Here is a 24050-nt window from a genome sequence, read left to right on the forward strand (position 1 = left end):
TGGAAATCACCAGCGACCTGCGATTTCCGTAGCAGGAAGCGCTGCGGGTGAAGTCTCGAAGACTCACGGTCCGGCCTATTCACGCGCCGGTGCGCCCTCCCAGCGGCCGCGACCACGCGACCTCGCCCGCCAGTTGCCCGGTTCGCTGGAACAGTCGCACCTGATGCGTATCCGCCAGTGCCGCGGCGAGCTCGTCGCGGTCGGCGGGTTCGAACCCCAGGTTCTGCCAGAACGGCCCGGATCGGCGGCTGAAGAGCCAGGCCGTGCGCGCTCCTTCCTCAGCGGCGCGCGTCAGTGCGAAGGTCGCGAGGGCAGTGCCGCTCCCGCGGGAGCGATGCGTCGGCCGCACCGCGACGCTGCGGATCAGTGCGTGATAACCGTCGCCGCTGATCTCATACCCGGTGCTGCCGACGATCGTGCCGGCCTCATCGCGCTCCAGCCACAGCCGCACGCTCGGTGCGTCGAGGCCGCTCAGCGTGAGGTCGACCGACTCGAGAAACGCCGTCAGCGCCCCGACATCTTCCGGACGGCACCGCGCGAGCTCCACCTATCGAGTCAAGCACGCATGCCGTCCGGGTTGCGGGCGCGCGCCCACCCTCACCATTCGTCACGCGAGGGGAGGGGATTCGGGGAGCGGAGGGTGGATGCCGGGCGGATCGCCCTCCGCTGGCCGGATCTCCTCCGCTCGCGGTGGGCCGTGGCATCCGGGTTCCGGCTCAGCACTGGTTCCGGCGCGCACTGCGTGCGGCCCGGGCACGCGACGGGAGGGGATTCGGGGAGCGGAGGGTCGATGCCGAGCGGATCGCCCTCCGCTGGCCGGATCTCCTCCGCTCGCGGTGGGCCGTGGCATCCGGGTTCCGGCGCAGCACTGCTTTCGGCGCGCACTGGGTGCGGCCGGGGCCCGCGACGGGAGGGGATTCGGGGAGCGGAGGATGGATGCCGGGCTGATCGCCCTCCGCGCGCCGAATCTCCTCCACTCGGCCGGCACCGCGGCATCCGCCCGCAACGCCCCGCCCACGCGACCACCCCAGCGCGCCCCGCCGCCCCGCAACCACGGCATCGCCCCGCAACAACCCAGTACCCCAGCGCCGCGCAACCACCGCGGCGCGCCCCGCGCCCGCGCCCCGAAAACACCCCCGCCCCGCGGCATCCACACGACACCACGGGGCGGGAGGGCGCGCGAGCGGTTACAGCGTCCGGGCGAACGGGTCGAAGCCCTCCTCGAGGAGCGGCACGGGCGCGACGGTGCTGCCGATCTCCAGCGTCTGACCGGTGGCGGACGACTCCTCCGCCGACAGCATGACGTCGAGCACGTGGAAGCCGAGCTCGCCGGTCGCGACGTGCGGACGGTCGGCGGCGATCGCGCGGGCCATGTCGAGCACGCCGAGCCCGCGGCCCACGACCACGCCCTCGTTCGGGATCTCGATCCACTCCTGCTCGGTCTTCATGCCGTCGCGGAAGACGCCGAGGGGCTTCACGTACGCGATGCGGCCCTCGAAGCGGTTCGGGTCGGCGAGCAGGATCGTGCCCTCGGATCCGTGGATCTCGACGACGCCGTGGCGCTCGAGCGCGGAGTCGAAGCTCAGCAGGTGCGTGCCGTGCTGCCCCGCCGCGAACGACGTCAGCACCTGCACCGTCGACGGCACCTCGACCGGGAACGTCTCGCCGGAGCGCGGACCCGTGTGGATCGTGCGCTCGAGACGCGGGCGCGAGCCGCGCGCGGTGACCGCCGCGATCGGACCGAGCAGGCTCACGAGCGCCGAGAAGTAGTACGGCCCCATGTCGAGCAACGGTCCCGCGCCGCGGGCGAAGAGGAACGCGGGATCCGGATGCCACAGGTCGGGGCCCTGCGTCTGGAACGACGTCTGCACGAACAGCGGTTCGCCGATCACGCCGCCCTGGATCGCGCGCTTGGCGGTCTGGAACGCGGGTCCGAGCAGCGTGTCGGGGGCTGAGCCGATGCGGACTCCCGCGGCATCCGCCTGCGCGAGGAGCGCGCGGGTCGCGTCGCGATCGAGCCCGATGGGCTTCTCGGTCCACACGTGCTTGCCCGCGGCGATCGCGGCGGACGACACCTCGACGTGCACCTGCGGGATCGTGAGGTTCACGACCAGGTCGACGTCGGGGTCGGCCAGCACGTCGTCGGGCGTTCCGGCCGCGGCGACGCCGTGCTCGTCGGCCTTCGCGCGGGCGCGGTCGGGCAGGAGGTCGCCGACCGCGACGACGTTCACGTCGGGGAACGACGTGAGGTTCTCGAGGTACGTCTGGCTGATGACGCCGGCGCCGATGACGCCGACTCCGAGCGGCCGGGTCACGCGACGAACCCGCCGTCCTTCAGGAACGCCAGGCTCGCCGCGATGTCGGCGAACACGTCACCGGGTGCGCGGTCGTACTCGATGACGGCGAACTCGATGCCCGTTCCCGCGCGCAGCGCTTCGGCGAGCGGCACGTCCGCGGTGCCGGCGTGACGCTGGTCGAGGGTCGCGGACGACAGCTCTCCGGCATCCGGTCCCCAGGGGTTGACCGTCGGAACGACGCCGTCCTTCACGTGCACCGCGGTGAGGCGGTCGCCGAGCTTCGCGACGAGCGCCGGAACGTCCTGGCCGCCGGTCAGCGCCCAGAACAGGTCGAGCTCGAGCTGCACGCGTTCGTCGGTGAGCTCCACGAACCGCTCGTACGCCGTCTGGCCGGCGAAGTCGGCCACGAACTCCTGCGCGTGGTTGTGGTAGCCGACGCTCAGGCCGAAGGTCGCGGCGACGTCGGCGGCGCGGTTGAGGCGCTCGGCGATGTCGGCGACGCCCTCTTCGGTGAGCCAGCGGTCGGGCGAGACGAACGGATCGATGACCGTCCGGATGCCGATCGTCGCGGCCGCCTCGAACACCACCTCGGGCGCGGGTGTGGGGATCGAGCCGTCCGGCGTCCACAGTTCGTCGCTGAGCAGCGGGGCGTGTCCGGTGGGGGAGGCCAGGCCACTGGCATCCAGGGCTGCTCGGATCTCCGAGGGACGGTCGACGAACGCGAACGCCTCGACGTTGCGGAGGCCGAGGGCGGCGAGCTTGTCGAGCGAGCCCGACATGTCGGCCGAGAACTCGGATGCCAGCGTGTACAGCTGCACCGAGGCTTCGGGGAGGGAGGTGGTCATCGGAGTCCTTCTACAGATCGTCGTCGAGGGCCGAAGGGGCCGTGTCGCCACTCTAACCTCCACGTGGAGGTTACGCTAGCCCCGACGGATGCGAGAAAGTGGGCGGATGAGCGAGGATGCCACGATCGGCCGACCCGGCCAGCGGCGCCGCGGAGTCGAGCGGCGGCAGGAGATCCTCGACCGCGCCATCGAGGTGTTCCGGCGCCGCGGTGCGGACGGGACGTCGCTGCGCCGCATCGCTGAGTCGATCGGCGTCTCGCACGCCGCGCTCCTGCATTACTTCGACTCACGCGAGCAGCTGCTCGTCGCGGTCTACGACCACGCCGCCGCGAAGCAGCACGAGGAGGAGGTCGCGCACCCCACCGAACCCGGCGTCGAGGGCATGATCGCCGCCGCGACCGCCAACGTCGAGGTGCCGGGGTTCGTGCAGCTCTATTCCACGCTCGTCGCCGCCGCACTCGAGGTCGACAGCGGCGTCGGCAAGGACTACTTCACGACGCGTTTCGAGCGGCTGCGGGCCGAATTGGGTGAGACGTTCCGCGCGCAGCAGGCCGAGGGCCGCATCCGCGACGACGTGTCGCCCGACCACCTCGCGGCCCTGCTCATCGCGGCATCCGACGGTCTGCAGATCCAGTGGCTGCTCGACGCGTCCGTCGGCCTGAGCGACACGCTCCGCACGTTCGGCGTGCTGCTGCAGGCGCCGCGCGCGGAGTGAGGCGCGGCCCCGGCGCAACGCGGCGCCCCGGCACAAGCTCAGTGATTCGCGCTGTCTCGGTCGTCGGGCACCGGATGCCGCTGAGGTTGTGCGGATCGCTGAGGTTGTGCGGGCGCTCGCCGCGCGCGACCGCGTTCAGCGCCCCGACCGCCACCCCTCCCGGTGCAGCCGGTCGACGCCGTCGAGCAGGAGATCGAGCGCGAAGTCGAACTCGGCGTCTTCGTCGCACGCCGTCCCCGCGCCGGGAGCGGTCGTCGCCATGCGGATGATCGCGGGGTATTGCTCGGCGTAGCCGGCCATGGCCGCCGCCCGTTCGTCGGGGTCGTCCGGCAGGCTCGGCGTCGGGAGCACATCGCGCGTGAACCCCCACATGCGCGTACTCAGCGCGTGCATGGCGTGGTGGATCAGGTCGGCGGACAGTCCGCCCGCGAACATGGCATCCATCAGTGAATTCATGTGAGCGAGCACGCGCGGTGTCGCGAGCTCGCGGGTCTCGATCGCCTCGCGCGCCCACCCGTGGCTGCGGAGGGTGGCCCGTGTCGCCAGGATCCGGTCGCGCACGGCGCCGCGCCAATCGGCGGTCGCGGGGATGTCGGGCGTGCTCGCGAGCACGTGGTCGAGCATCTCGTCGACGAGCTGCGACCGATCGGCGACGTGCTTGTACAGGGCCATCGGGGTCACGCCGAGACTTTCGGCCACGGCGCGCATGCTCGCGGCCGGGAGGCCGCCGGCGTCCGCCAGCTCGACCGCGGCGTCCACCACCCGCTCCCGGTCGAGGCGCGAGCGAGGAGTTGACACGTATACACCGTACACCTAGGCTCGGCGCTGCGTCGGTGTACGGCGTATACCGAAAGGATCCCCATGACCACCTCGCCGCGCACCCGCGCCCGCAGTACCGGCATCCTGTACCTCGTCACGCACGTCACCTCGATCGGTGCGGTCGCCGCCTACGCATCCGGCGCGATCGCGCTCGGAGCGACGCTCGAATTCGTCCTCGCGCTGGCCTGCGCGGGTACGGGCGTGTTGCTCTGGACGCTCCTGTCCTCCGCCGGTGCCGCGAGCGCGGCGGCATTCGCCGTGCTGCGCGCCGTGGAGGCCGCCGTCATCCTCGCGGGGCTGCTGCCGCTGGTGGGCACGGTGCTCGTTCCCGGATCGTCGACGGATGCCGCGATCTCGGTGCACGCGGCCGCGTTCCTCGTCGGGCAGGGGCTGGTCATCGCGGTGAACACCGTGGTGCTCGGGTCGCTGCTCTGGACGTCCCGAGCCGTCCCGCGGGCGCTCGCCGCCCTGGCGCTCGTCGGCGGCGCGATCGTTCTCCTCAGCGATCTCGCGCAGCTGTGGACCGTGATCCCGCTGAACGGTGCGCTGGCTGCGGCGGCAGCCCTGCCGATCTTCGCGTTCGAGATCTGGTTCGCGATCAGGCTCATCGTGGTCGGTGTGCAACCGCGCGCAGCGCTCTCTGCCTAGGGCGTGTTCCCCGAAGGGGTGGCATCCCTCGTCCCACTTCTTGCTGTTCGAGGGCCGCGCAGTCCGCCAGAAGTGGGACATACGCCGCCAGAAGTGGGACAAGGACGGATGGATGCCATCGCCCCCCGCCCCGCGTCAAGCCCAAGCCTTCTCAGGCTTCTCCTCATCACGAACGGGTAACGTTCCGGCGTCGGAGCGGCTCCGCGCTGCCGACGCGAGCGTTCCGGGAGGCGATGACCATCAGTACGACCACGACGGCCCCCGACGTCGGCGTCCGCTCCTCGGCATCCGATCGCCCGCTCGCGGCCCGGCATCTGCCCTCGCTCACCGGCCTCCGCTGGCTGACGGCGATGCTCATCTTCGGCCACCACCTCATGGCCGTGGAGTACTTCGGCGGCCGCGCCGGCGACCTGTGGGGCTTCGTCTTCGAGGCCGGGAAGACCGGCGTGACCCTGTTCTTCATCCTGTCGGGGTTCGTGCTGGCGTGGGGGTACAAGCCCGCGCAGAGCGCCCGGTCGTTCTGGCTGCACCGCGCGGCGCGCATCTATCCGCTGCACGTCGTCGGCGTGATGCTGGCGCTCGCCGCGGCCGCGACGCTCGTGCCCGAGATCCAGTCCCCGGGCGTTCTGCCGGTCGGCGCGAACCTGCTGCTGATCAGCGGATGGTTCCCCGACTGGTGGCAGGCCGGCAACCCCGCGAGCTGGTCGCTCGTGTGTGAGGCGTTCTTCTACCTCACCTTCCCGGTCGTGATCCGGCTCGTCGCGGGGCGGTCCGCGCGCGTGCTCTGGAGCGTCGCCGCCGCCGCGCTCGTGCTCGTGGCCCTCGCCCCCGCGATCGCCGTCGCGTCGCCCGTGCCGATGTCGGCGGCATCCACTCCTCTCCTCCGTCTGCCGGAGTTCGTGCTCGGCGTCGTGCTCGCGCTGCTGATGAAGCAGACCGCGTGGCGCCCGGCGCCGCTGCGCTTCGCCGTGCCGCTCGCGGTGCTCGGATACGCCATGTCCGAGGCGCCGCCGCTGCCCGGAACGGACGTCCACCCCGGCCTCGCGGTGACGGTCGGGGGCTTCGCGCTGCTCGTGGCGTCGCTCGCGTCGGCGGACGCGCACCGCTCCTCCACCTTCCTCGCGGGGTCCACCTGGCAGGAGCTCGGCCGCCTGTCGTTCGCGTTCTACCTCGTGCACCTGCTCGTGATCGCGTCGGTGTCGTCGGCGTGGCCCGACGGGCATCCGGAACTGCACTGGCCGCGCGCGTTCGCGCTCGCCGCGCTCGCGTTCGCGATCTCGCTCGGCCTCGCGTGGGTGCTGCACCGCGGCGTCGAGATCCGCGCGCAGCGCATGCTGCTGCGGTTCGACCCGGACCGGCGCGGCGCTCCCCGGGCGGTGGGCGCCGGGGCCGCGGCGCGCTGACGCGCTGCGTCGGGAGCAGGAACCCGGATGCCAGGACCCTTGGCACCCGCCCACCCCCGGGTTAGAGTCGCCCGATGATGGCAATCGGGGGCTTGCACGCGATCATCCTGCTGCTGGTGTGGGTAGTGGGAATCGCCGTCATCGGAGCCGCGGTGTACTTCGCGGTGCGGCTCGCGGTGACGCACGCGCTGAAGGCGCACACGCGCTGGGTCGACAACGGCAAGCCCTGAGTTCGGCGCAGCAGTGGGACAGACTCCGTGCTCGACGCGGGGAAGCGTTCCAAAATCGATACATTCGTGCCAGGATCGTGACATGAACTTGTCCGAGCCGCTCGATGGACTCATGTCCGCCGTGGACGCCGCGGTGCTTCGCGTGTTGTCTCGGACCGATGCGGGCTTGTCGGGAAGGCAGGTTCACGCCGTGGCGGGAGTCGGCTCCACATCGAGTGTTCATCGATCTCTGGTCAACCTCGTAGGACTCGGGCTCGTGCGCGCAGAGGCGCGACCTCCGGCGATCGTCTATCGTCCGAATCGCGAGCACGTGCTGTGGGACGTCGTCACGCTCGCCCTGGGGGCCCGTGACCGGGCCATTCTTCGCATTCGGGAGTTCTTCAACGAGGAAGTGCCGGAAGAGGTTCCCTCGGACCGGCGCCTTGCGGCCGTGTTGTACGGATCGGTGGCCCGACGGTCATCTCGCGCGGATTCCGACGTCGACATCCTTGTGGTGTTCCCCGACGATTTCGACCTGGATGCGCAGGCCGACTTCTCCTATCGCCTGGCCGAGTTCGTGGAAAGGCTCACGGGCAATTCGGCGCAAGTGAACGCGATGCGCCAGCGAGGAGTATCTCGACCGACTCTCGAGCGACGATCCGTTCCTCGGCAACGTTCGCCACGATGGCATCCACCTCTATGGGGATCTGCCATCTCTCACATCGAAGGTGGTGTGATGGCTCCCCGGATCAGTCCCCGCCGTCAGCCGATGGATGCCACAGCGGTCGGCATTCGATATCGCGACGGCCGAACGCGCCTGGACTCGGCTGAGCTTCAGCTGGGAGGGGCAAGCCCGCACGAATGGAAGCACGCGGCGGAGATCGCGGTGAGCGCCGGAATCGCATTCAGTGATGCGATCTGCGGTCACGTATTGGGGTACAAGGTCAGCGCCGAGTCTCACCGCGACGCTGTCTCGGCGCTGAGAGAAGCGTCGAGCGCCTCCGTCGCACGCCACCTCGAGGTCCTCTTGGGTGCCAAGTCGACCCAGTCGTACGGGGACCGCCTCCCCACCCAAACGGAAGCCGAACGATTGGTCCTGCACGCCCGGCGTCTGGGCGATGCCGCGGAGGAGATCCTCCGGGCGTGAGCCACGCCGCCCGGGACGCCTCCCAGCCGGGCCTCGGTACACTCTCCCGTGCCCGAAACACTTCCGAGACCCGATCGCGAGGCCGGCCGCGTGGCATCCATCGATCCCCATGAGCTCGAGATCGCGCTGCGCGTGCTCGATGCGGCGTCGACCCTCGACCCCGAGGATCCGGCCTACATCGCGCTCCGCCGTCAGACCGGGAAGCTCTACAAGGACGTCAAGCGGCAGTCGCGCAAGGAGAAGCGCCAGCGCATCGCCGACGCCGACAAGGCCGTGGTCGCCGCCACCGCGACCGGTGCAGCCGACCGCATCGACGACGAGACGCGCGGGATCCCGCTCGCGACCCGCGTCGAGACGCCGTACGCCGGCGAGCTGATCAAGCCGCGAAACTGCTACATCTGCAAAGAGCTGTACACGCTCGTCGACGCGTTCTACCACCAGCTGTGCCCGTCCTGCGCGGCGATGAGCCACGCCAAACGCGACGCCCGCACCGACCTCACCGGCAAGCGCGCGCTGCTCACCGGCGGCCGCGCGAAGATCGGCATGTACATCGCGCTGCGACTGCTGCGCGACGGCGCCCACACGACGATCACGACCCGCTTCCCGCGCGACGCCGTGCGGCGTTTCTCATCGCTCCCCGACAGCGCGGACTGGCTGCACCGCCTCAAGATCGTCGGCATCGACCTGCGCGACCCCGCCCAGGTCATCGGACTCGCCGAGTCGGTGGCATCCGATGGTCCGCTCGACATCCTCATCAATAACGCCGCGCAGACCGTGCGGCGCTCGCCGGGTGCGTACAAACCCCTGGTGGATGCCGAACTCTCACCGCTCCCTGACGGACCGCTGCCGGAGCTGGTCACGTTCGGCCACACCAACGACGCCCACCCGCTCGCGCTGGCGCAGTCGGTGTCGGCGCATCCAATCCTCGCGTCGGCCGCGCGCACGGCCGAGGAGTTGACGGCCGAAGCGATGGCCGCGGGCTCGTCCTCGCTCGAGCGTCTGGCCGCGGGCACCGCGATCGACGCCGGCGGCCTGGTCCCCGACGAGGACCGCATCAACAGCTGGACGCAGCATGTCGACCAGGTGGAGCCCCTCGAGATGCTCGAGGTGCAGCTGGCGAACATGACGGCGCCGTTCCTGCTCGTCAGCCGGCTGCGTCCCGCGATGGCGGCGTCGACGGCGCGGCGCAAGTACATCGTCAACGTCTCGGCGATGGAGGGCGTCTTCGGCCGCGGATACAAGGGCCCCGGACACCCCCACACCAACATGGCCAAGGCCGCGCTGAACATGCTCACGCGCACGAGCGCCCGCGAGATGTTCGAGTCCGACGGCATCCTGATGACCGCCGTCGACACCGGCTGGATCACCGACGAACGCCCGCACTACACCAAGGTCCGCCTCGCCGAGGAGGGCTTCCACGCCCCGCTCGACCTCGTCGACGGCGCCGCCCGCGTGTACGACCCGATCGTCCGCGGCGAGGCCGGCGAGGACCTCTTCGGCATCTTCCTGAAGGACTACCGCAAGAGCTCGTGGTGAGGCGGCGGGCGGTGCCGGCTCCTCGTTGAGTGTCCACGACACGCGGACGTGCCGCCGTGGCATCCGCGTGTTCTGGACACTGAACGTCGGGACGGGGAAGCCGCGGCGCGGGCGCGGCGGATCAGCCGAGGATCTCCTCGGCCGCGCGGATGCCGGACTCGAACGCCCCGTGCACGGTCGAGGCGAAGCGTTCGTGCGTCGCCTCGCCCGCGAAGTGGATGACGTCGTCGACCGCCGCCGCGAGATCGGTGCGACAGGATGCGGGCGCCCCCTCGGCCCAGAACGAATACGAGCCGTAGGCGTGGGGGTCGGACGCCCAACGGGTTACCTGCGCGCCGATCGGATCGGGGACGTCGCCGAAGACCGTGCGCAGCCGCTGCATCGCCTCCGCGACGATCTCGTCATCGGTCAGGGTCTCGAGGCGTGCCGCGACGTCGGCCGCGTTGAAGCCGAGCAGCAGCGGCTGACCGGTCGCGCGGGACAGGTCGACCCACTGGTTCCACGCGCCGGGATGGCCGGAGTCGCTGAGGGTGCCGATCCAGTCGGTCTGCGGCCAGAACACCTCGGGGAAGCGCAGGAAGCACTTGTCCAGCACTCCCGTGCCGAGCGCCGCGATCGCGGATCGGGTGCGGTCGGGCAGCGGCGGGTCGAACGCGACGACGCCGCGCTGCAGCACGCCGAGCGGCAGCGTCACCACCACCCGTGACGCTCGCACGACACCGGTCGAGGTCACGACGTCGACGCCGCGCGCGTCCCGTCGCACGGCGGTGACGGGCGTTCCCGTGCGCACGTCGAGCCCCTGCGCGACGTGCGCGATCAGCCGGCCGTAGCCCCCGGGGAACAGGACGTCGGGTCCGCCGAGAGCGTCGTCGGCGTCGTACGACCGGGCGGACAACCGGGACACCGAGCCGGCGTACTCGAGCTCCAGTTCGGTCAGGGCGTAGTTCACCCGTTCACGATCCGCGGCAGACGCCTCGGACAGCCCGAGGGCGTCGGACGCGACGGCGAGCACCGTGGCATCCGGTCCCGGGGTCTCGGCGAACGCGGCGAGGGCATCCGTGAGGCGGGTCTGCGTGTCTTCGAGCAGGGTCGACTCGGCGTCGTCCATCTCCTCGCCGTCCGAGCGGAAGTAGCTGATGCTGTCGCCGTCGGTCTCGACGGTGTCGGCGCCGATCTCGCGCGCGAGGGCCGTCAGCGGATTGTTCCGGATGCCATGGATCCACGACGCGCCGAGATCGACGGGGAGGTCGGGCCAGGCCTCGCTCGTCCAGACGCGCCCTCCGATGCGGTCGCGCGACTCGAGCACCACGACCCGCCGCCCCGCGTCCGTGAGCCGCCGCGCCGCCGAGAGTCCCGCCATCCCCGCTCCGATGACGACGATGGGGTCGTCGTCCTCCGAGACGGGGCTGCAGGCCGTGAGTGCTCCCGCGGTCGCCGCGGCCAGCGTCACCCCGAGGAACGTGCGTCGGTCCATCGGCATCCTTTCCGCCGCGCTCGACACCGCGCGGATCCACCCGGGAACGCTAGGCCCTGGCCGCCCGGCCACGTGGCACCCGCGTGTCCCGAGCCGCGGGGTGAGGCCGTGTCGTCCGACGCGCGTTCTCAGCGCGCGGGGCGGAGCCGCTCGGGGTCGACCGGGAAGGCGACGTCGTAGTACAGCTGGGGTGCGCCGACAGCGCCGAAGTCGTCCTTCTTCACCCGGATGCCGCCGACTGACACCTCGGCGATCCGCACGCGTAACCACGAGCCGTCGTCGAGACGCAGGTCGAAGAGGTCCGCGAGGTACGAGATGCCGAGTGCATCGAGGGTCTCCTCGACCGTGAGCCAGTCAACCGGCTCGGTCCGGCGGTGTCCGAGCAGGTCGACCGCGACGAAATCCTCGCCCGCGGGCTCGATCCAGCCGAGCAGTTCGCCGTCGCCCGCGCGGCGGTGTTCGATCCAGTCCTCACGCACCCGGTCAGCGTACGCGGATCTCGGGTCCCGTCGCCCGCCCCCGTCGCGCCCGTTGAGTGTCCAGGACACGCGGACGTGTCGCCGTGGCATCCGGGTGTCTTGGACACCGAACTGGGAGGGCGGCGAGGGCTCCCCTGCCCAGTGTCCAAGACACGCCGCTGGGCGTGGTCGTGATGCGGCGTGTTCTGGACACTCGGCATGGGGACAGCGCGGCGCCCCCGCGCCCGTTGAGTGTCCAGGACACGCGGACGTGTCGCCGTGGCATCCGCGTGCCTTGGACACCGAACGGGAGGGCGGCGGGGGCTCCCCGGCTCAGTGTCCAGGACACCCCGTTGGGCGTGATCGCGATGCGGCGTGTTCTGGACGCTCGACGTTGGGGGCGCGACACCCGTCAGGCCGGAAGGAAGTACTCCCGCGCGAGCGGGGCGATCTCCAGACCGGATGCCGTTGCGGCGGTGACCCAGCGGAGCTCGGCGATCTCGGCATCCGGGACCGGCTGCTGGTCGCCGATGTCGACGCGGAACACGTCCGCGACCACCGCGAAGCCGGGCTCGTTCGCCGCGGAGGCGGTGAAGGATCCGAGCGGCTCGGCGGTCGCGGCGTCCACGCGCAGCCCGAGCTCCTCGTTCAGTTCGCGCGCGAGCGTCTCGGCGGGCGTCTCGCCCGGTTCGGGCTTGCCGCCGGGCTGCATGAACGCCGTCGTGCCGGCCTTGCGGACGAGGAGCAGACGCCCGTCCGCGTCGGTGATGACCGCCGCCGACACGTGGATGAGGCGCGGGGTCGTGGCATCCGGGATCATCCCCGCACGCTAGCACCGGCGCGTTTCCCGCCCGTGTCGCGCCTGCCGCCCGCTCAGTGTCCAGGACACGCGGACGCCGCGCGCCGCGGTCCGCGTGTCTTGGACACTCAACCCGGCAGCCCCTCGCCTACAGCGTGCCGCGACGGATGCCGGTCACGATCGGCCGAGTGGATGCCAGCGCAGCGGCGACCAGCGCGAAGCCGACGACGAAGGTGCCCACGACCGTCGCGATCGACACCGGTGCGACCATGACGCTCGCGCTCACGATCGGGAACGCCAGGACCGCCCCCAGGGCTGCGCCGCCGAGCGACGCCCACCGCAGCGGCACCATGACCGTCAGTCGGCGGGCGCGGCGGAGTTCGGCATCCGGGATGCCGAGGCGGTCCAGGCCCACGATCAGCTCGCGGTCCTCGAGCGCGGCGGACGCCTGCGTCACCGCGACCGCGCACGAGAGGAGCACGAACGCGATCGCGAGCGTCACGAGCACGCCGGTGCGGATGTCGGCGAGCATCGGATTCGTGCCGCCGGACAGGTCGACCAGCGCCAGGCCGCTGCCCGCGACGACGGCGATGAACGACACGAGCGCCATGCCCGACACCCGGCGCCACGCGGGTCCGGGGTGGGCGGCGAGTTCGCGGCCGGCGATGAGGCGTGCGGCCGTCGGGGCGGTGCGGGCCATCGCGCGCCCGCGGGCGGCGACGATCGGCGCGCCGATGAGGTTCAGCAGGGCCATGCCGGCCGCAAACAGGCCGATGAGCACGGCGTTGATCGCCGCAGAGCGCAGCGCGCCGATGTTCGACACGGCTCCCACGACGAGCAGGATCAGGATGCCGCCGACCACCAGGATCCACCACCGCTTCGGGGGCACGGCACTGCGCGTGCGGACGCCCAGGGGAGTGACGGTGACGCGCCGGAGCCCCGCAGCGGAGCTCACCGCCGCGACGGCGACCACGGCCGCGGCCACCCCGACCACGAGCAGCGGCGCGGCCGCGACGGCCGCGATCCCGACCGGGCCGCCGAAGAACGGCAGCAGACCGACCGCCGGGAGCAGGACGAGATACAGCACGACGCCGGCCGCGGCCCCGGCCGCCGCGGTGAGCGTCGCCTCCAGGATCGTGAGCGCCCAGATCTCGCGCGTGCTCGCGCCGAGGAGGCGCAGGGTCGCGAGCCGGTCGTTGCGGCGACGGCTCGACAGGCGGGCCGCGGCGGCGCCGAGGGTGGCGAGCGGGACCGCGAGCAGCACGAGGGCGAGCACCGCGAGCGTGCCGTAGAGGCCGCCGCCCGCGACCGCGCGCGGATCGACGAGGAACATCGCCGCGCCGCCGGCGACGACGAGGAGCAGGGCCGTCGTCACCGCGAATGCGACGACGGGCAGCACGATCGCGGCCCGGCCCTGGCGGCTCGGTCGCGCCAGCATCCGCGCGAGGGGGAGCACGGCGCTCATCGCGTGTCCTCGCGTGCGGCGACGGCACCGGCAGCCACGGTGCTGTCGTCGACGATCCGCCCGTCGCGCAGACGCACGACCCGCGAGCATCGGCGCGCCACCTCAGCGTCGTGCGTGACCATGACGAGCGTGCGCCCCTGCCCGACGGTCGCGCCGAGCAGCGCCGCGAGCACGTCCGCCGAGGTCGCCGAGTCCAACGCCCCGGTCGGCTCGTCCGCGAACACCACGGGAGCCCCCGTCACCTGGGCGCGGGCGATCGCGACGCGCTGCGCCTGCCCGCCCGACAGCTGGCCGATCCGACGCTGCTCGAGGCCGGCGAGCCCGAGCATCGCGAGCCACGCGGCCGCGTGCCGCTCGGCATCCTGTCTCCGCTGTCCCTGGAGCAGCAGGGGCAGCGCGGCGTTCTCCACCGCCGTGAGTTCGGGGAGCAGCAGGTGCTCCTGGAACACGAAACCGAGCGCGGTGCGGCGGACGCGGGCGCGCTCGCCCTCGTCGAGGCCGACGAGCTCGATGGGCTCGGCGCCCGGCGCGCTCAGGACGACCGAGCCCGTGTCGGGAGCCACGATCGCGGCGAGACAGTGCAGCAGCGTCGTCTTGCCCGAGCCGGACGCGCCCATCACGGCGACCGACTCGCCGCCGTGAATGGTCAGCCGCACGTCGTCGAGCGCGCGCAGATCACCGTAGGTCTTGACGAGACCGGATGCCGTGAGGACGGGAGGGGTGGGTGCGGACATGCCTCCATCCCACCGGGGCATGGCATCCGGGTCGTCCGTCCGCGGGTGTATCCGCGTCCGTCGCGGGGATGATCCGTGGGTCAGGCCCGTGCGGCCACCTGACGCGGGACGAGACGCTCGAGCTGCGTGACGTGAGCCGGGGTGAGCTCGGCGAGCGAGGTCACCTGCAGCAGCTGCATGGTGCGCACGACCTGGTCGGCGAGGATCTGGATGGCCCGGTCGACCCCCTGACGGCCCCCCGCCATCAGTCCGTACAGGTACGCGCGACCGATGAGCGTGAACTTCGCCCCTTGGGCGATGGATGCCACGATGTCGGCGCCGTTCATGATGCCGGTGTCGATGGCGATTTCGGTGTCGGCGCCCACCTCGCGCACGACATCCGGGAGGAGGTGGAACGGCACGGGGGCGCGGTCGAGCTGGCGACCGCCGTGGTTGGAGAGGACGATGCCGTCGACGCCGAGGTCGGCGAGGCGCCGGGAGTCCTCGACGTTCTGCACGCCCTTGATGACGAGCTTGCCGGGCCAGAGTGCCCGGATCTCGGCGAGGTCGTCGAACGAGATCGACGGGTCCATCGCGGAGTTCAGCAGCTCGCCGACGGTGCCGCCGGTGGCGCTCAGCGAGGCGAACTCGAGCTTCGGCGTGGTGAGGAAGTCCCACCACCACCAGGGACGGGGGAGCGCGTCGATGATCGTCGACACGCTCAGCTGCGGCGGGATCGAGAAGCCGTTGCGCTTGTCGCGCAGGCGGGCCCCCGCCACGGGGGTGTCGACGGTGAAGAACAGCGTGTCGAAGCCCGCGGCCGCGGCGCGTTCGACCAGCGCGTACGAGATCTCGCGTTGCTTCATCACGTACAGCTGGAACCAGTTGCGGCCGGTCGGGTTGGCCGCCTTGACCGCCTCGATCGAGCTCGTGCCCAGCGTCGAGAGCGTGAACGGGATGCCGGCGGCCCCCGCAGCACTCGCCCCGGCGATCTCGCCCTCGGTCTGCATCAGCCGTGTGAACCCGGTCGGTGCGATGCCGAACGGAAGGGCCGAGGGACCGCCGAAGATCTCGCACGACGTATCGACGTGCGAGACGTCCCGGAGGATCGACGGGTGGAACTCCACGTCGGCGAACGCCTGGCGGGCGCGGGCGAGGCCCTCTTCGCTGTCCGCGGCGCCGTCGGTGTAGTCGAACGCGGCGGCCGGCGTGCGACGCTTCGCGATGTCGCGGAGGTCGGCGATCGTCAGGGCGGAGTTCAACCGACGACGGCGTCCGTTGAAGTCGGGGCGCTTGAACTGCATCAGCTCGAGCAGCTCGACCGGGTTGGGGAACTGGCGTGTCACGGCGGACATGGCGTGCCTTTCGAGAGGGGAGGAGGGGGTCAGGGGAGCATCCAGGACAGGACCGACGACTGCAGTCCCACGAGCAGGCACATCACGACGAGCATGCCGACGCTCCACCAGATGACCTTGCGCAGGATCGCCGATTCCTGTCCCACCAGGCCCACGGCGGTGGCGGCGATGGCGAGGTTCTGCGGGCTGATCATCTTTCCGATGACGCCGCCGGAGGTGTTCGCGGCGACCAGCAGCGTCGGGTCGATCCCGGCCTGGAGCGCGGCGCTCTGCTGGAGGGTGGCGAAGAGGGCATTGGCGCTCGTGTCGGAACCGGTCACCGCCGTGCCGAACCACCCGAGGATCGGGGAGAGGAAGGCGAACAGCGCGCCCGTGCCCGCGATCCAGGCCCCGATCGTGAGCGTCATGCCGGACATGTTCATGACGTAGGCGAGGGCGAGCACCGAGCCGACGGTGAGGAGGGAGAAGCGGAGCTTCACGAGCGTCTGGATCCAGGCCCGGCCCGCCTCCCGCAGCGGCAGACGGTAGACGAGCGCGACGACGATGCCGCACAGGATCAGCAGGCTGCCCGCGGACGACAGCCACGCGAAGGTGTAGACGGTGGAACCTGCCGCCGCGCCGCTCGCGGTGAGGATGTTTCCGTCCAGGCCGGGCCACGGGATCTTGACATCGGTCGAGGCGAGGAACGACTTCACGGGCGTCCACAGCTTCGCCAGCGAGAACACGAGGATCACGAGCAGGTAGGGGAACAGTGCGAGGAGGACCACGCGCGGCGTGAGGCCGGGACGCTCGACCGGGGATTCGGCATCCGCGGATCCGGCGCCGCCGCCCGTGGCGGGGACGCTCGCTCCGACGAGGCTCGTCGCGCGATCCTTGAGCAGGCGCTCGCGGGCCGCCGCGGTTCCGCGGGGCTGCCAGAAGCGCAGCAGCAGGACGGCGGCGGCGATACCGGCGAGGGATGCCACGATGTCGGTCAGCTCGACCGAGATCCACGTGGCGCTGACCCACTGCGCGACCGCGAACACCGCGCCGAACGTGAGGGCCGCGGGCCACGTCTCCTTGATCCCGCGCCAACCATCGGCCAGCAGCACGAGGATGAAGGGCACGAAGAGGGCGACGAGCGGTGTCTGGTGCCCGACGTACGCACCGATCTCGTGATAGTCGATGCCGGTGAGGCTTCCGGCGGTGACGATCGGGGTCCCGACCGCCCCGAATGCCACGGGTGCGGTGTTGGCCAGGAGCACGATGATGGCGGCGCGCATCGGCGTGAAGCCGACGGCCATGAGCATCACGCCCGTGATGGCGACCGGTGCACCGAAACCAGCGAGGGCCTCGAGGAGTCCGCCGAATCCGAAGGCGATGATGATCGCCTGGATGCGCGGGTCGTCGCTGAGGGCGTTGATCACGAGGCGCAGGTCCTCGAACCGGCCGCTACGCACGGTGAGCTCGTAGAGCCAGATGGCGTTGAGCACGATCCACATGATGGGGAAGAGGCCGAAGACGAAGCCCTGCGTGGCCGAGAGGGCGGCGAGGTCGACCGGCATCCGGAATCCGAAGACTGCGACAGCCAGCGCGACGCCGAGGCCGGCGAGCCCGGCCCAGTGCGCCTTCCATCGCAGCACGCCCAGGGCGAGGAAAACCGTGAGGAACGGAAGGCTCGCCACGAGAGCGGAGAGCACGATGCTGGCACCGATCGGCGCGAGCTCTGGCGTGTACATGGGGCCCTTCTTCGAACGTCGTTGTCGCGAAGCGTCGACCACTAAGAGGTCTGACCGCTAGCCGAAGGTAACGGGCTGACCGCTACGATGTCAACACCCACTCCGAAGGCGGCAGGTCATGGCATCCGTTCCCAACATCGACGACACCGCCGACGACCTCTGGCTCCCGGTCCGAAAGGCCCGTGCCCACGAGCTCGTCATCGAGGTCATCGAGGACCGCATCCTCTCCGGTGCGCTCAAGGTCGGGGATGCCCTGCCGCCCGAGCGTGAACTCGCGGCGAGCCTCGAGGTGAGCCGCGCGGGTGTGCGCGAGGCCGTGCGCGTGCTGGAGAGCCAGGGTGTGCTGCGCTCGCAGCCGGGTGCCGGAGCGGCCGCCGGAACGTTCGTCGCCGCGCTGCCGCGTGAGGCCCTCACCCGCTTCCTCCGGCTGCACGTCGCGCTGTCGAACTTCACGATCCAGGACGTCACCGAGGCTCGGATCGTGCTCGAGCGGGCCTCCGCCGTCTCCGCCGCCCGGGGCCTCGACGGCGCCGCGCGGGCCGAGATCGAGGCGGCGCTCGCCGCCGGCGAAGCCGCGATCGGCGTGCGCGGAGCGTTCAACGAGGCCGACACGCGCTTCCATCTCGCCATCGCCGACGCTTCCGGCAGCAGCCTTTCCGCCGCCCTGACCGGGGCGATCCGCGAGGCCGTGCGCGTCCCGCTGCTCCACGCGATCGAGCGCAATGCGGATTGGGGCGACCAATCCGCGTTGCTGCAGAGCGAGCATCGGGCGATCGCCGAGGCGGTGTTCGCGGGTGACGTCGACCGGGCGGCCGAGCTGACCGAGGCGCACATCCGCCGGGCGACGTCGGTGCTGTTCGAGAACTAGGCGCTCTCGAGCCGACTGGCTGCGCCGTCGTGCGGACTCCCGTCTCGACATGCCGCTGCCGCCGCCGCGGGGCCGGCGTGTCCGCCGCACACTCCGCGCGACGGCCCGACGCCGGGGAGTGTCCGCCGCCCGGCTACCGCGGCCGCGCCGTGCCGTCGTCCGGCGGCATCGCGTATGACGCCACGACCCGCTCGAGGTACCGCGTGATCACGGCCTGTTCGTCGTCGGTGAAGTCGTCGAGCACGGCATCGACTCCCGCGATCATCGGCGCGAGGCGACTCATCGCGCGCTGCACCGACGCCTCGGTCGGCACGACGAGCAGGCTGCGCCGGTCGGTGGGGTGGGGCGCCCGCGTGACGTGACCGAGCGCGACGAGGCGGTCGATGGCCGCGGTCGTCGCGGCGGTGGTGAGGTCGAGGCGACGCGAGAGTTCCCCGGGCGAGAGGGGACCCGACATCACCAGGTGCCCCATGGCGTCGAGGCCGGTGGGGTTCACCGAGAGCTCGTGCTGCAGCGCCTTCTCGAACTCCGCGCCCGCGGTGAACAGTGCGCGCACGAGCGCGGTCGCGGGTCTGACCGGGGGAACGCCGGCCCGCGACAGGGGGAGTGGAAGATTCCGTCGCTTCCATGACTGGCATCCTACGTCGACTTTGCGCTACCTTTCTCGTATCTAGATTTTCTAGATACTTCATCACCTAGTGAAAGACGACGATGAACGGCTTCCTGCGCTTCCTCACCTCGGCCCGAACCTCGTGGATCGTTCTCGTCGTGGCCTTCGCGGGAGTCGCCGCGCTGTTCGCCTTCGGTTCCGGCGGCGGCTCGGAGACCGCGCCGGGCTCGGGGCTCCCCGACTCGGCCGAGTCGGTCCAGGTCCAGAAGATCCTCGACACCTTCCCGGATGCCGACACCACCTCGGCCCTGCTCGTGTTCGCATCCGAGGACGGGAAGGCCTTGCCCGCCGACACCGTCGCCGCGATCCAGCAGAAGGCGTTCGGCGACCTCGTGAAGCTCACGCCCGACGGCTTCATCCCGCCGGCGCAGGTGTCCGAGGACGGCACTGTCGCGCTACTCGTCGTGCCGCTCCCGCCCGAGAGCGACGTCGCCGCGCAGGCCGACCGCGCCGCCGAGATCCGCACCCTCGCCGCCGACGGACTGAGCGGCGTCCGCACCTATCTCACCGGCCCCGAGGGATTTGAGGTCGACATCGCCGCGGTGTTCGACGGCGCGGACTTCACGCTGCTCCTCACCACGGTCATCGTCGTCGCCGTCCTGCTGCTCATCACGTACCGCAGCCCGTGGCTGTGGCTCGTGCCGCTCGCGGTGATCGGCACCGCCGACGCTTCCGCCGGGATCGTGGCACGCCGTGTCGCCGCGCTCGCCGGAGTGGAATTGGATGCCTCGGTCACCGGCATCCTGTCCGTGCTGGTGTTCGGCGCGGGAACGAACTACGCCCTGTTGCTGATCGCGCGCTACCGAGACGAGCTGCGCCTGGCCGAGGACCGGCGCGAGGCCATGCGCCGGGCGGTGCGCGGAGCGGGACCTGCGATCATCGCGAGCGGGTCGACGGTCGCCCTGGCCCTCGCGACGCTGCTGCTCGGTGAACTGTCCGGCAACCGCGCGCTCGGACTCGCGTGCGCGGTCGGGGTCATCGTCGCGATGGCGTTCGCGCTCCTCGTTCTGCCCGCCGCACTCGTGCTGTTCGGCCGGTGGCTGTTCTGGCCGTACGTCCCGCGCTTCGGCTCGCCCGACGCGATCTCGCGCAGCCCGTGGGGCAAGCTCGGCCGCGGAGTCTCGAAGCGTCCCGTCGTCGTCGCGCTGACCGGCGCCGTCGTGCTCGGCGCCCTCGCGAGCGGACTGTTCTTCGTGCAGACCGGGCTCTCGCAGAACGACCGGTTCCTGCAGAAGCCCGATGCCGTGAAGGGACAGGAGGTGCTCGCCGAGGCGTTCTCCGCGGGTGCGACGTCGCCCGCGACGGTCATGGCCCCGAACGACGACGCCCAGGCGGTCGTCGACGCGGCCGGGAAGATCGAGGGCGTCGACTCGGCTCGCGTCGTCGAGGAGACGAGCGACTGGACCCGCATCGACGTCACGCTGAACGCGTCGGCCGAGACGCCGGAGGCGTTCGCCACGATCGAGCGGATGCGGGCGGACTTCGACTCGATCGGCTCGGGTCGCACGCTCGTGGGCGGTCTCGACGCCCAGGCCCTCGACGTCTCCGCCGCGCAGCAGCACGATCAGAACCTGATCATCCCGCTGATCCTGGTGCTCGTGTTCATCGTGCTCGTGATCCTGCTGCGTGCGCTGCTGGCCCCGGTGCTTCTGCTGCTGGCCGTCGTCGCGAGCTTCTTCTCCGCGGTCGGCGCGGCGTGGTGGCTGTTCCAGACTCCGCTGTTCGGCTTCCCCGCCATCGACACGAACGTCCTGCTGTTCAGCTTCCTGTTCCTCGTCGCCCTGGGTGTGGACTACAGCATCTTCCTCGTCACGCGCGCGCAGGAGGAGAGCCGCACCCTCGGCACGACGAACGGCATGATCCGCGCGCTCGCGGCGACCGGCGCGGTCATCACCAGCGCCGGCATCCTGCTCGCCGCCGTGTTCGCCGTGCTGGGCGTGCTGCCGTTGATCACGCTCACGCAGATCGGCGTCATCGTCTGCATCGGTGTGCTGATCGACACGCTCCTCGTGCGCACCGTGATCGTGCCGGCCATGGCCTTCATCGCCGGGGATCGGTTCTGGTGGCCGCGCCGCCCGCCGGTGACGGATGCCGAGGCCGCCGCGGCCGCGACCGAGCCCGAGGCGCCGCTCACCCGCGCCGAGCGGCGCAAGCGCGAAACGGTCTCGTAAGCCCTCCGGGCCGGGGGACGCCCCCAGATACCTCCCGGCCCGGAGCCCCCGTCAGGTGAAGGCGATGAGCCCTGCCCGGGCGGCGGCGACGATGATCTGCACGCGATCCCGAACGCCCCACTTGGTCATGATGCGGCCGAGGTAGGCCTTCACCGTGCCCTCGGACACGATGAGTTCGGCAGCGATCTCGGCGTTGGACATGCCGCGCGCGAGGCACCGCAGGATGTCGCCCTCGCGGTCGGTCAACGGCTCCAGGGCGGGCGCGCCGGCCGGCGTCGGGCGCTCGCGCTCGCGGACGTGGTCGATCAGCAGCGCCGCGATCCGCGGCGACAGCGACGTCGTGCCCTCGTGGACCCGGCGGACGCCGGCGACGATCTCCTCGGCGGGGGAGTCCTTCAGCAGGTAGCCGGAAGCGCCGGCGTGCAGCATCGGCAGGACGGTGTCCACCGTGTCGAAGGTCGTCACGGCGAGCACGCGCACGTCGGGCCAGCGTTCGGCGATCTGCGCGGTCGCGTCGATGCCGTCCATCCGCGGCATCCGCACGTCCATCAGGACGACGTCGGGGCGATGACGACCGACCTGGTCGAGCGCGTCGCGCCCGTCGCCGGCCTCGGCGACCACGGCGGTGCCCTCCTCGCGGGTGAGGAAGTGGGCGAGAGCCGACCTCACCAGAGGGTCGTCGTCGACGAGGAGCACGCGGATCTCGGCCATGTCGCGAGCCTACCCAGCACCCTCCCTGGACCTTCGGCCAGCGATGTGGTCGAAGGTCCACTGCGGCCGCGTGCGGCCGCAGTGGATCCTCTCAGCGGGGCTACGACCGGGAACACGAGGAGAACCGCATGATGATGATTCGGTCCGGGATCTGGACTGCTCTCTGCCGTTTGCTTGGCTTCTGTTCCTGACGCGTGCCCCCGGGTTTCGGGTACCACGGGGGCACGCGAGTCACAATGGGGCGGTGTCCATCGGCTCGCACGTCACCACCCCACGGGATCGCTCGTGGCTGCGGGAGACCACTCCCCTGACGCGAGTCGAGAAGACGGCGTTCGTCGTCTTCCTGCTGGCCGCCGTCACGCTGAGCGTGATCTCGACGGTCACCGACCAGGGGAGTGACGGCACGGGTGGGCTGTTCGAGCTCGTCGTCACCGCGCTGTTCGCACTTTACCTCTGGTCGGCGGCCGCCGGGACCGCGTCGCTGGGCGCGGCACTGGTGCTGTCGTTCCCGGCCGGGCTGTCGCACCAGACCTTCCTCGCGTTCGCGATCGCGGCCTTGTGCGTGGTCCGGCTCGGCACGGGGGCTCTCGTCCTCGGCTACACGGCCACGCTGACCGTGGCCGCCGTCGTGGTCGCCCGACAACCGGCATTCGGGCCATCCATGGCAATCGGCTTCGTCGTGGTGGCCATCGTGCTGGGCGGCATCGGGCTGCTCCTGCGCGCGGCGCAAGCCCGCGGTGAACGTCTCGACGAGCAGCTGGTGCGCTCCCGCGAGCGCGAGCAGGCCGCGGCCGCTCTGGAGCGTCGGCGCCTCGCGGGCGACCTGCACGACGGGATCGCCCACGACCTCACGGTCATCGCCCTGCATGCGCAGCTCCTGGACGATCCCGACGATGCGGTGCGGCAGACCGCTCAGGCGACGATCGGCATGACCGCGCGCAACGCGCTCGGCGATCTCCGCTACCTCATCGAGATCGCCGCCGACGACGAGTCTCCGACGCCGGGGTTCGCCTCCGACCCTGCGGCCGCGGTCCGCGAGGCCGCGGACACGCTCACCGCGGCCGGGTACCACGTGGATGTGCAGGCCGCGCCGCTTCCCCGCGCACCCCGTCGTGTCGGCGTCGTCTTCGCCCGGGTGCTGCGCGAATCCCTGACGAACGTGCTGAAGCACGCCGCCCCCGGCACGGTCTCACTGGTCGTGCGCGCGGACGAGACCCACGCCGAGCTCACCGTCCGCAACGCCCTCCCCGCGGTCCGCCGCGACGACATCCCGTCCGCGGGAACGGGCGTCGCCCGCATGGCCGGTCTCGTCCGCGAGGTGGGCGGCGAACTGCGCGCCGGGCGCGAGGCCGACGACTGGGTCGTGGTGGCACGGGTGCCGCTGGCCTGACGCCTCCGCGGTCGCGGCACCGGGAGGCGAGGGCTGGCGGGAGGTCGACCCGGGTGTGGCCGGAGGAGCATTCCGCCGTACGCCGATCCCGCCGTAGCGTCGCGATCCTGCGTCGACGAAAGGACACCCCATGCGCACCCTCGCCCGGCGAACCCCTCACCCCGGCGTCGCGAGCCCTGCTGTTCGTCGGTCCGGCGATCCTCCTCCTCATCGGGGTCGTGCACGTCGACACCCCGTCCGGGGCGATCGTGGCGTTGCTGTCCGTCGTCGCTCTGCTGGTCGTCACGTTCTGCTCGGGCGTGTGCCTGCGGGCGGGGGAGCGCGGGGTGTCGGTGTCGGTGGTGCCGTTCTGGGGTCGCCGCCTCCGGTGGGATCAGCTCGCGCGCGTGGACGTGGAGGAGGTGCGCGCCCTCGAGGATTTCGGCGGATGGGGCGTCACGGGCAGCCATCGCGGGCCCGGCATCCTCGTCAGCATGGGCGAGTCGCGCACCGTGCGGTTGACCACCACCGACGGCCGCAGCTACTTCGTCGGACTCGGAGACCAGGCCGTGGACGCGGTGGACGCGCTCCGCGCGTCGGCGCCTCCCTCCGCCGAGGTCCACTTCACGGTGTGAGCGGAACCGCGGCGGAGGGAGCTCC

General features: G+C 71.4%; 23 protein-coding genes. 10 read left to right on the plus strand and 13 right to left on the minus strand.

Going from position 1 to position 24050, the window contains the following annotated elements; genetic code table 11:
- Nucleotides 1–79 precede the first annotated feature (79 nt).
- The 3 genes from RKD05_RS06560 to RKD05_RS06570 form a co-directional block, all read right to left on the minus strand.
- Nucleotides 80–547 (minus strand): GNAT family N-acetyltransferase, encoded by a 468-nt coding sequence (locus tag RKD05_RS06560; RefSeq protein WP_424708844.1) that lies wholly within the window; start codon nt 545–547, stop codon nt 80–82.
- Between the two features lie 640 nt (nt 548–1187).
- Complete coding sequence (locus RKD05_RS06565) at nt 1188–2315, minus strand: Gfo/Idh/MocA family protein (RefSeq protein ID WP_424708846.1); 1128 nt, start codon at nt 2313–2315, stop codon at nt 1188–1190.
- A complete protein-coding gene (locus tag RKD05_RS06570; RefSeq protein WP_424708848.1) occupies nt 2312–3142 on the minus strand; it encodes a sugar phosphate isomerase/epimerase family protein in 831 nt (276 codons plus the stop codon). Before RKD05_RS06570 ends, RKD05_RS06565 begins: the two co-directional genes overlap by 4 nt.
- Before the next feature lie 106 nt (nt 3143–3248).
- On the opposite strand from RKD05_RS06570, the gene RKD05_RS06575 reads away from it, so the two are divergent.
- Nucleotides 3249–3857: a TetR/AcrR family transcriptional regulator gene (locus tag RKD05_RS06575; RefSeq protein WP_424708850.1), complete on the plus strand. Its 609-nt coding sequence runs from the start codon at nt 3249–3251 to the stop codon at nt 3855–3857.
- A 135-nt stretch (nt 3858–3992) separates the two neighbouring features.
- Here the strand turns inward: RKD05_RS06575 and RKD05_RS06580 are convergent, their stop codons facing one another.
- On the minus strand, nt 3993–4655 hold the full coding sequence (locus RKD05_RS06580; RefSeq protein WP_424708852.1) for a TetR/AcrR family transcriptional regulator: 663 nt from the start codon (nt 4653–4655) through the stop codon (nt 3993–3995).
- A gap of 63 nt (nt 4656–4718) precedes the next feature.
- Here RKD05_RS06580 and RKD05_RS06585 point away from each other — a divergent pair, with 63 nt between their 5' ends.
- The 5 genes from RKD05_RS06585 (at nt 4719) to RKD05_RS06605 (ending at nt 9619) form a co-directional block, all read left to right on the plus strand.
- On the plus strand, nt 4719–5324 hold the full coding sequence (locus tag RKD05_RS06585) for a DUF4386 domain-containing protein (protein WP_424708854.1): 606 nt from the start codon (nt 4719–4721) through the stop codon (nt 5322–5324).
- Nucleotides 5325–5557: 233 nt separating this feature from the next.
- Nucleotides 5558–6727, plus strand: a complete 1170-nt coding sequence (locus RKD05_RS06590) for an acyltransferase family protein (protein ID WP_424708856.1) — start codon at nt 5558–5560, stop codon at nt 6725–6727.
- 74 nt (nt 6728–6801) lie between these two features.
- Nucleotides 6802–6957: a hypothetical protein gene (locus RKD05_RS06595; protein ID WP_424708857.1), complete on the plus strand. Its 156-nt coding sequence runs from the start codon at nt 6802–6804 to the stop codon at nt 6955–6957.
- A gap of 82 nt (nt 6958–7039) precedes the next feature.
- Nucleotides 7040–8083 (plus strand): nucleotidyltransferase domain-containing protein, encoded by a 1044-nt coding sequence (locus tag RKD05_RS06600; protein ID WP_424708858.1) that lies wholly within the window; start codon nt 7040–7042, stop codon nt 8081–8083.
- A 48-nt stretch (nt 8084–8131) separates the two neighbouring features.
- A complete protein-coding gene (locus RKD05_RS06605) occupies nt 8132–9619 on the plus strand; it encodes an SDR family NAD(P)-dependent oxidoreductase (protein WP_424708859.1) in 1488 nt (495 codons plus the stop codon).
- Between the two features lie 121 nt (nt 9620–9740).
- Here the strand turns inward: RKD05_RS06605 and RKD05_RS06610 are convergent, their stop codons facing one another.
- From RKD05_RS06610 to RKD05_RS06640, 7 genes are all read right to left on the minus strand, one after another.
- Complete coding sequence (locus tag RKD05_RS06610; protein ID WP_424708861.1) at nt 9741–11093, minus strand: flavin monoamine oxidase family protein; 1353 nt, start codon at nt 11091–11093, stop codon at nt 9741–9743.
- Between the two features lie 128 nt (nt 11094–11221).
- Entirely contained in the window at nt 11222–11572 is a 351-nt protein-coding gene (locus RKD05_RS06615; RefSeq protein ID WP_424708863.1) for a hypothetical protein, read from the minus strand.
- A gap of 391 nt (nt 11573–11963) precedes the next feature.
- Nucleotides 11964–12371: an NUDIX hydrolase gene (locus tag RKD05_RS06620; RefSeq protein WP_424708865.1), complete on the minus strand. Its 408-nt coding sequence runs from the start codon at nt 12369–12371 to the stop codon at nt 11964–11966.
- Nucleotides 12372–12498: 127 nt separating this feature from the next.
- Complete coding sequence (locus tag RKD05_RS06625; RefSeq protein ID WP_424708867.1) at nt 12499–13815, minus strand: FtsX-like permease family protein; 1317 nt, start codon at nt 13813–13815, stop codon at nt 12499–12501.
- Nucleotides 13812–14549 carry an ABC transporter ATP-binding protein gene (locus tag RKD05_RS06630; protein ID WP_424708868.1) on the minus strand — a complete coding sequence of 246 codons (738 nt, stop codon included), beginning with the start codon at nt 14547–14549 and terminating at the stop codon, nt 13812–13814. Before RKD05_RS06630 ends, RKD05_RS06625 begins: the two co-directional genes overlap by 4 nt.
- A gap of 80 nt (nt 14550–14629) precedes the next feature.
- Complete coding sequence (locus tag RKD05_RS06635) at nt 14630–15883, minus strand: alpha-hydroxy acid oxidase (RefSeq protein WP_424708870.1); 1254 nt, start codon at nt 15881–15883, stop codon at nt 14630–14632.
- 29 nt (nt 15884–15912) lie between these two features.
- Nucleotides 15913–17601 (minus strand): L-lactate permease, encoded by a 1689-nt coding sequence (locus RKD05_RS06640; RefSeq protein WP_424708872.1) that lies wholly within the window; start codon nt 17599–17601, stop codon nt 15913–15915.
- A 118-nt stretch (nt 17602–17719) separates the two neighbouring features.
- Between RKD05_RS06640 and RKD05_RS06645 the strand changes: the two genes are divergently transcribed.
- Nucleotides 17720–18469, plus strand: coding sequence for a FadR/GntR family transcriptional regulator (locus tag RKD05_RS06645; protein WP_424708874.1), 750 nt, complete (start codon nt 17720–17722; stop codon nt 18467–18469).
- A gap of 133 nt (nt 18470–18602) precedes the next feature.
- On the opposite strand, the gene RKD05_RS06650 is transcribed toward RKD05_RS06645, so the two are convergent.
- Nucleotides 18603–19025 (minus strand): MarR family winged helix-turn-helix transcriptional regulator, encoded by a 423-nt coding sequence (locus tag RKD05_RS06650; protein WP_424708876.1) that lies wholly within the window; start codon nt 19023–19025, stop codon nt 18603–18605.
- A gap of 155 nt (nt 19026–19180) precedes the next feature.
- Between RKD05_RS06650 and RKD05_RS06655 the strand changes: the two genes are divergently transcribed.
- Nucleotides 19181–21310, plus strand: coding sequence for an MMPL family transporter (locus tag RKD05_RS06655; protein ID WP_424708878.1), 2130 nt, complete (start codon nt 19181–19183; stop codon nt 21308–21310).
- 51 nt (nt 21311–21361) lie between these two features.
- Here the strand turns inward: RKD05_RS06655 and RKD05_RS06660 are convergent, their stop codons facing one another.
- Entirely contained in the window at nt 21362–22021 is a 660-nt protein-coding gene (locus RKD05_RS06660) for a response regulator (protein WP_063259009.1), read from the minus strand.
- A 244-nt stretch (nt 22022–22265) separates the two neighbouring features.
- Here RKD05_RS06660 and RKD05_RS06665 point away from each other — a divergent pair, with 244 nt between their 5' ends.
- Both RKD05_RS06665 and RKD05_RS06670 read left to right on the plus strand, forming a co-directional pair.
- Nucleotides 22266–23411, plus strand: a complete 1146-nt coding sequence (locus RKD05_RS06665) for a sensor histidine kinase (RefSeq protein WP_424708880.1) — start codon at nt 22266–22268, stop codon at nt 23409–23411.
- A 218-nt stretch (nt 23412–23629) separates the two neighbouring features.
- Entirely contained in the window at nt 23630–24025 is a 396-nt protein-coding gene (locus RKD05_RS06670) for a hypothetical protein (RefSeq protein WP_424708881.1), read from the plus strand.
- The last annotated feature ends 25 nt before the right edge of the window (nt 24026–24050 follow it).

Origin of the sequence: Microbacterium sp. SLBN-111 (genome assembly GCF_049739645.1) — a bacterium.
Lineage (GTDB): Bacteria > Actinomycetota > Actinomycetes > Actinomycetales > Microbacteriaceae > Microbacterium.

What these genes read in the sequence shown, in the direction of transcription:
- RKD05_RS06620 (WP_424708865.1), bottom strand. Translation starts at nt 12,371, where the DNA reads ATGATCCCGGATGCCACGACCCCGCGCCTCATCCACGTGTCGGCGGCG.
- RKD05_RS06600 (WP_424708858.1), top strand. Translation starts at nt 7,040, where the DNA reads ATGAACTTGTCCGAGCCGCTCGATGGACTCATGTCCGCCGTGGACGCC.
- RKD05_RS06645 (WP_424708874.1), top strand. Translation starts at nt 17,720, where the DNA reads ATGGCATCCGTTCCCAACATCGACGACACCGCCGACGACCTCTGGCTC.
- RKD05_RS06655 (WP_424708878.1), top strand. Translation starts at nt 19,181, where the DNA reads ATGAACGGCTTCCTGCGCTTCCTCACCTCGGCCCGAACCTCGTGGATC.
- RKD05_RS06595 (WP_424708857.1), top strand. Translation starts at nt 6,802, where the DNA reads ATGATGGCAATCGGGGGCTTGCACGCGATCATCCTGCTGCTGGTGTGG.
- RKD05_RS06625 (WP_424708867.1), bottom strand. Translation starts at nt 13,815, where the DNA reads ATGAGCGCCGTGCTCCCCCTCGCGCGGATGCTGGCGCGACCGAGCCGC.
- RKD05_RS06630 (WP_424708868.1), bottom strand. Translation starts at nt 14,549, where the DNA reads ATGTCCGCACCCACCCCTCCCGTCCTCACGGCATCCGGTCTCGTCAAG.
- RKD05_RS06575 (WP_424708850.1), top strand. Translation starts at nt 3,249, where the DNA reads ATGAGCGAGGATGCCACGATCGGCCGACCCGGCCAGCGGCGCCGCGGA.
- RKD05_RS06660 (WP_063259009.1), bottom strand. Translation starts at nt 22,021, where the DNA reads ATGGCCGAGATCCGCGTGCTCCTCGTCGACGACGACCCTCTGGTGAGG.
- RKD05_RS06585 (WP_424708854.1), top strand. Translation starts at nt 4,719, where the DNA reads ATGACCACCTCGCCGCGCACCCGCGCCCGCAGTACCGGCATCCTGTAC.
- RKD05_RS06610 (WP_424708861.1), bottom strand. Translation starts at nt 11,093, where the DNA reads ATGGACCGACGCACGTTCCTCGGGGTGACGCTGGCCGCGGCGACCGCG.
- RKD05_RS06635 (WP_424708870.1), bottom strand. Translation starts at nt 15,883, where the DNA reads ATGTCCGCCGTGACACGCCAGTTCCCCAACCCGGTCGAGCTGCTCGAG.
- RKD05_RS06570 (WP_424708848.1), bottom strand. Translation starts at nt 3,142, where the DNA reads ATGACCACCTCCCTCCCCGAAGCCTCGGTGCAGCTGTACACGCTGGCA.
- RKD05_RS06640 (WP_424708872.1), bottom strand. Translation starts at nt 17,601, where the DNA reads ATGTACACGCCAGAGCTCGCGCCGATCGGTGCCAGCATCGTGCTCTCC.
- RKD05_RS06590 (WP_424708856.1), top strand. Translation starts at nt 5,558, where the DNA reads ATGACCATCAGTACGACCACGACGGCCCCCGACGTCGGCGTCCGCTCC.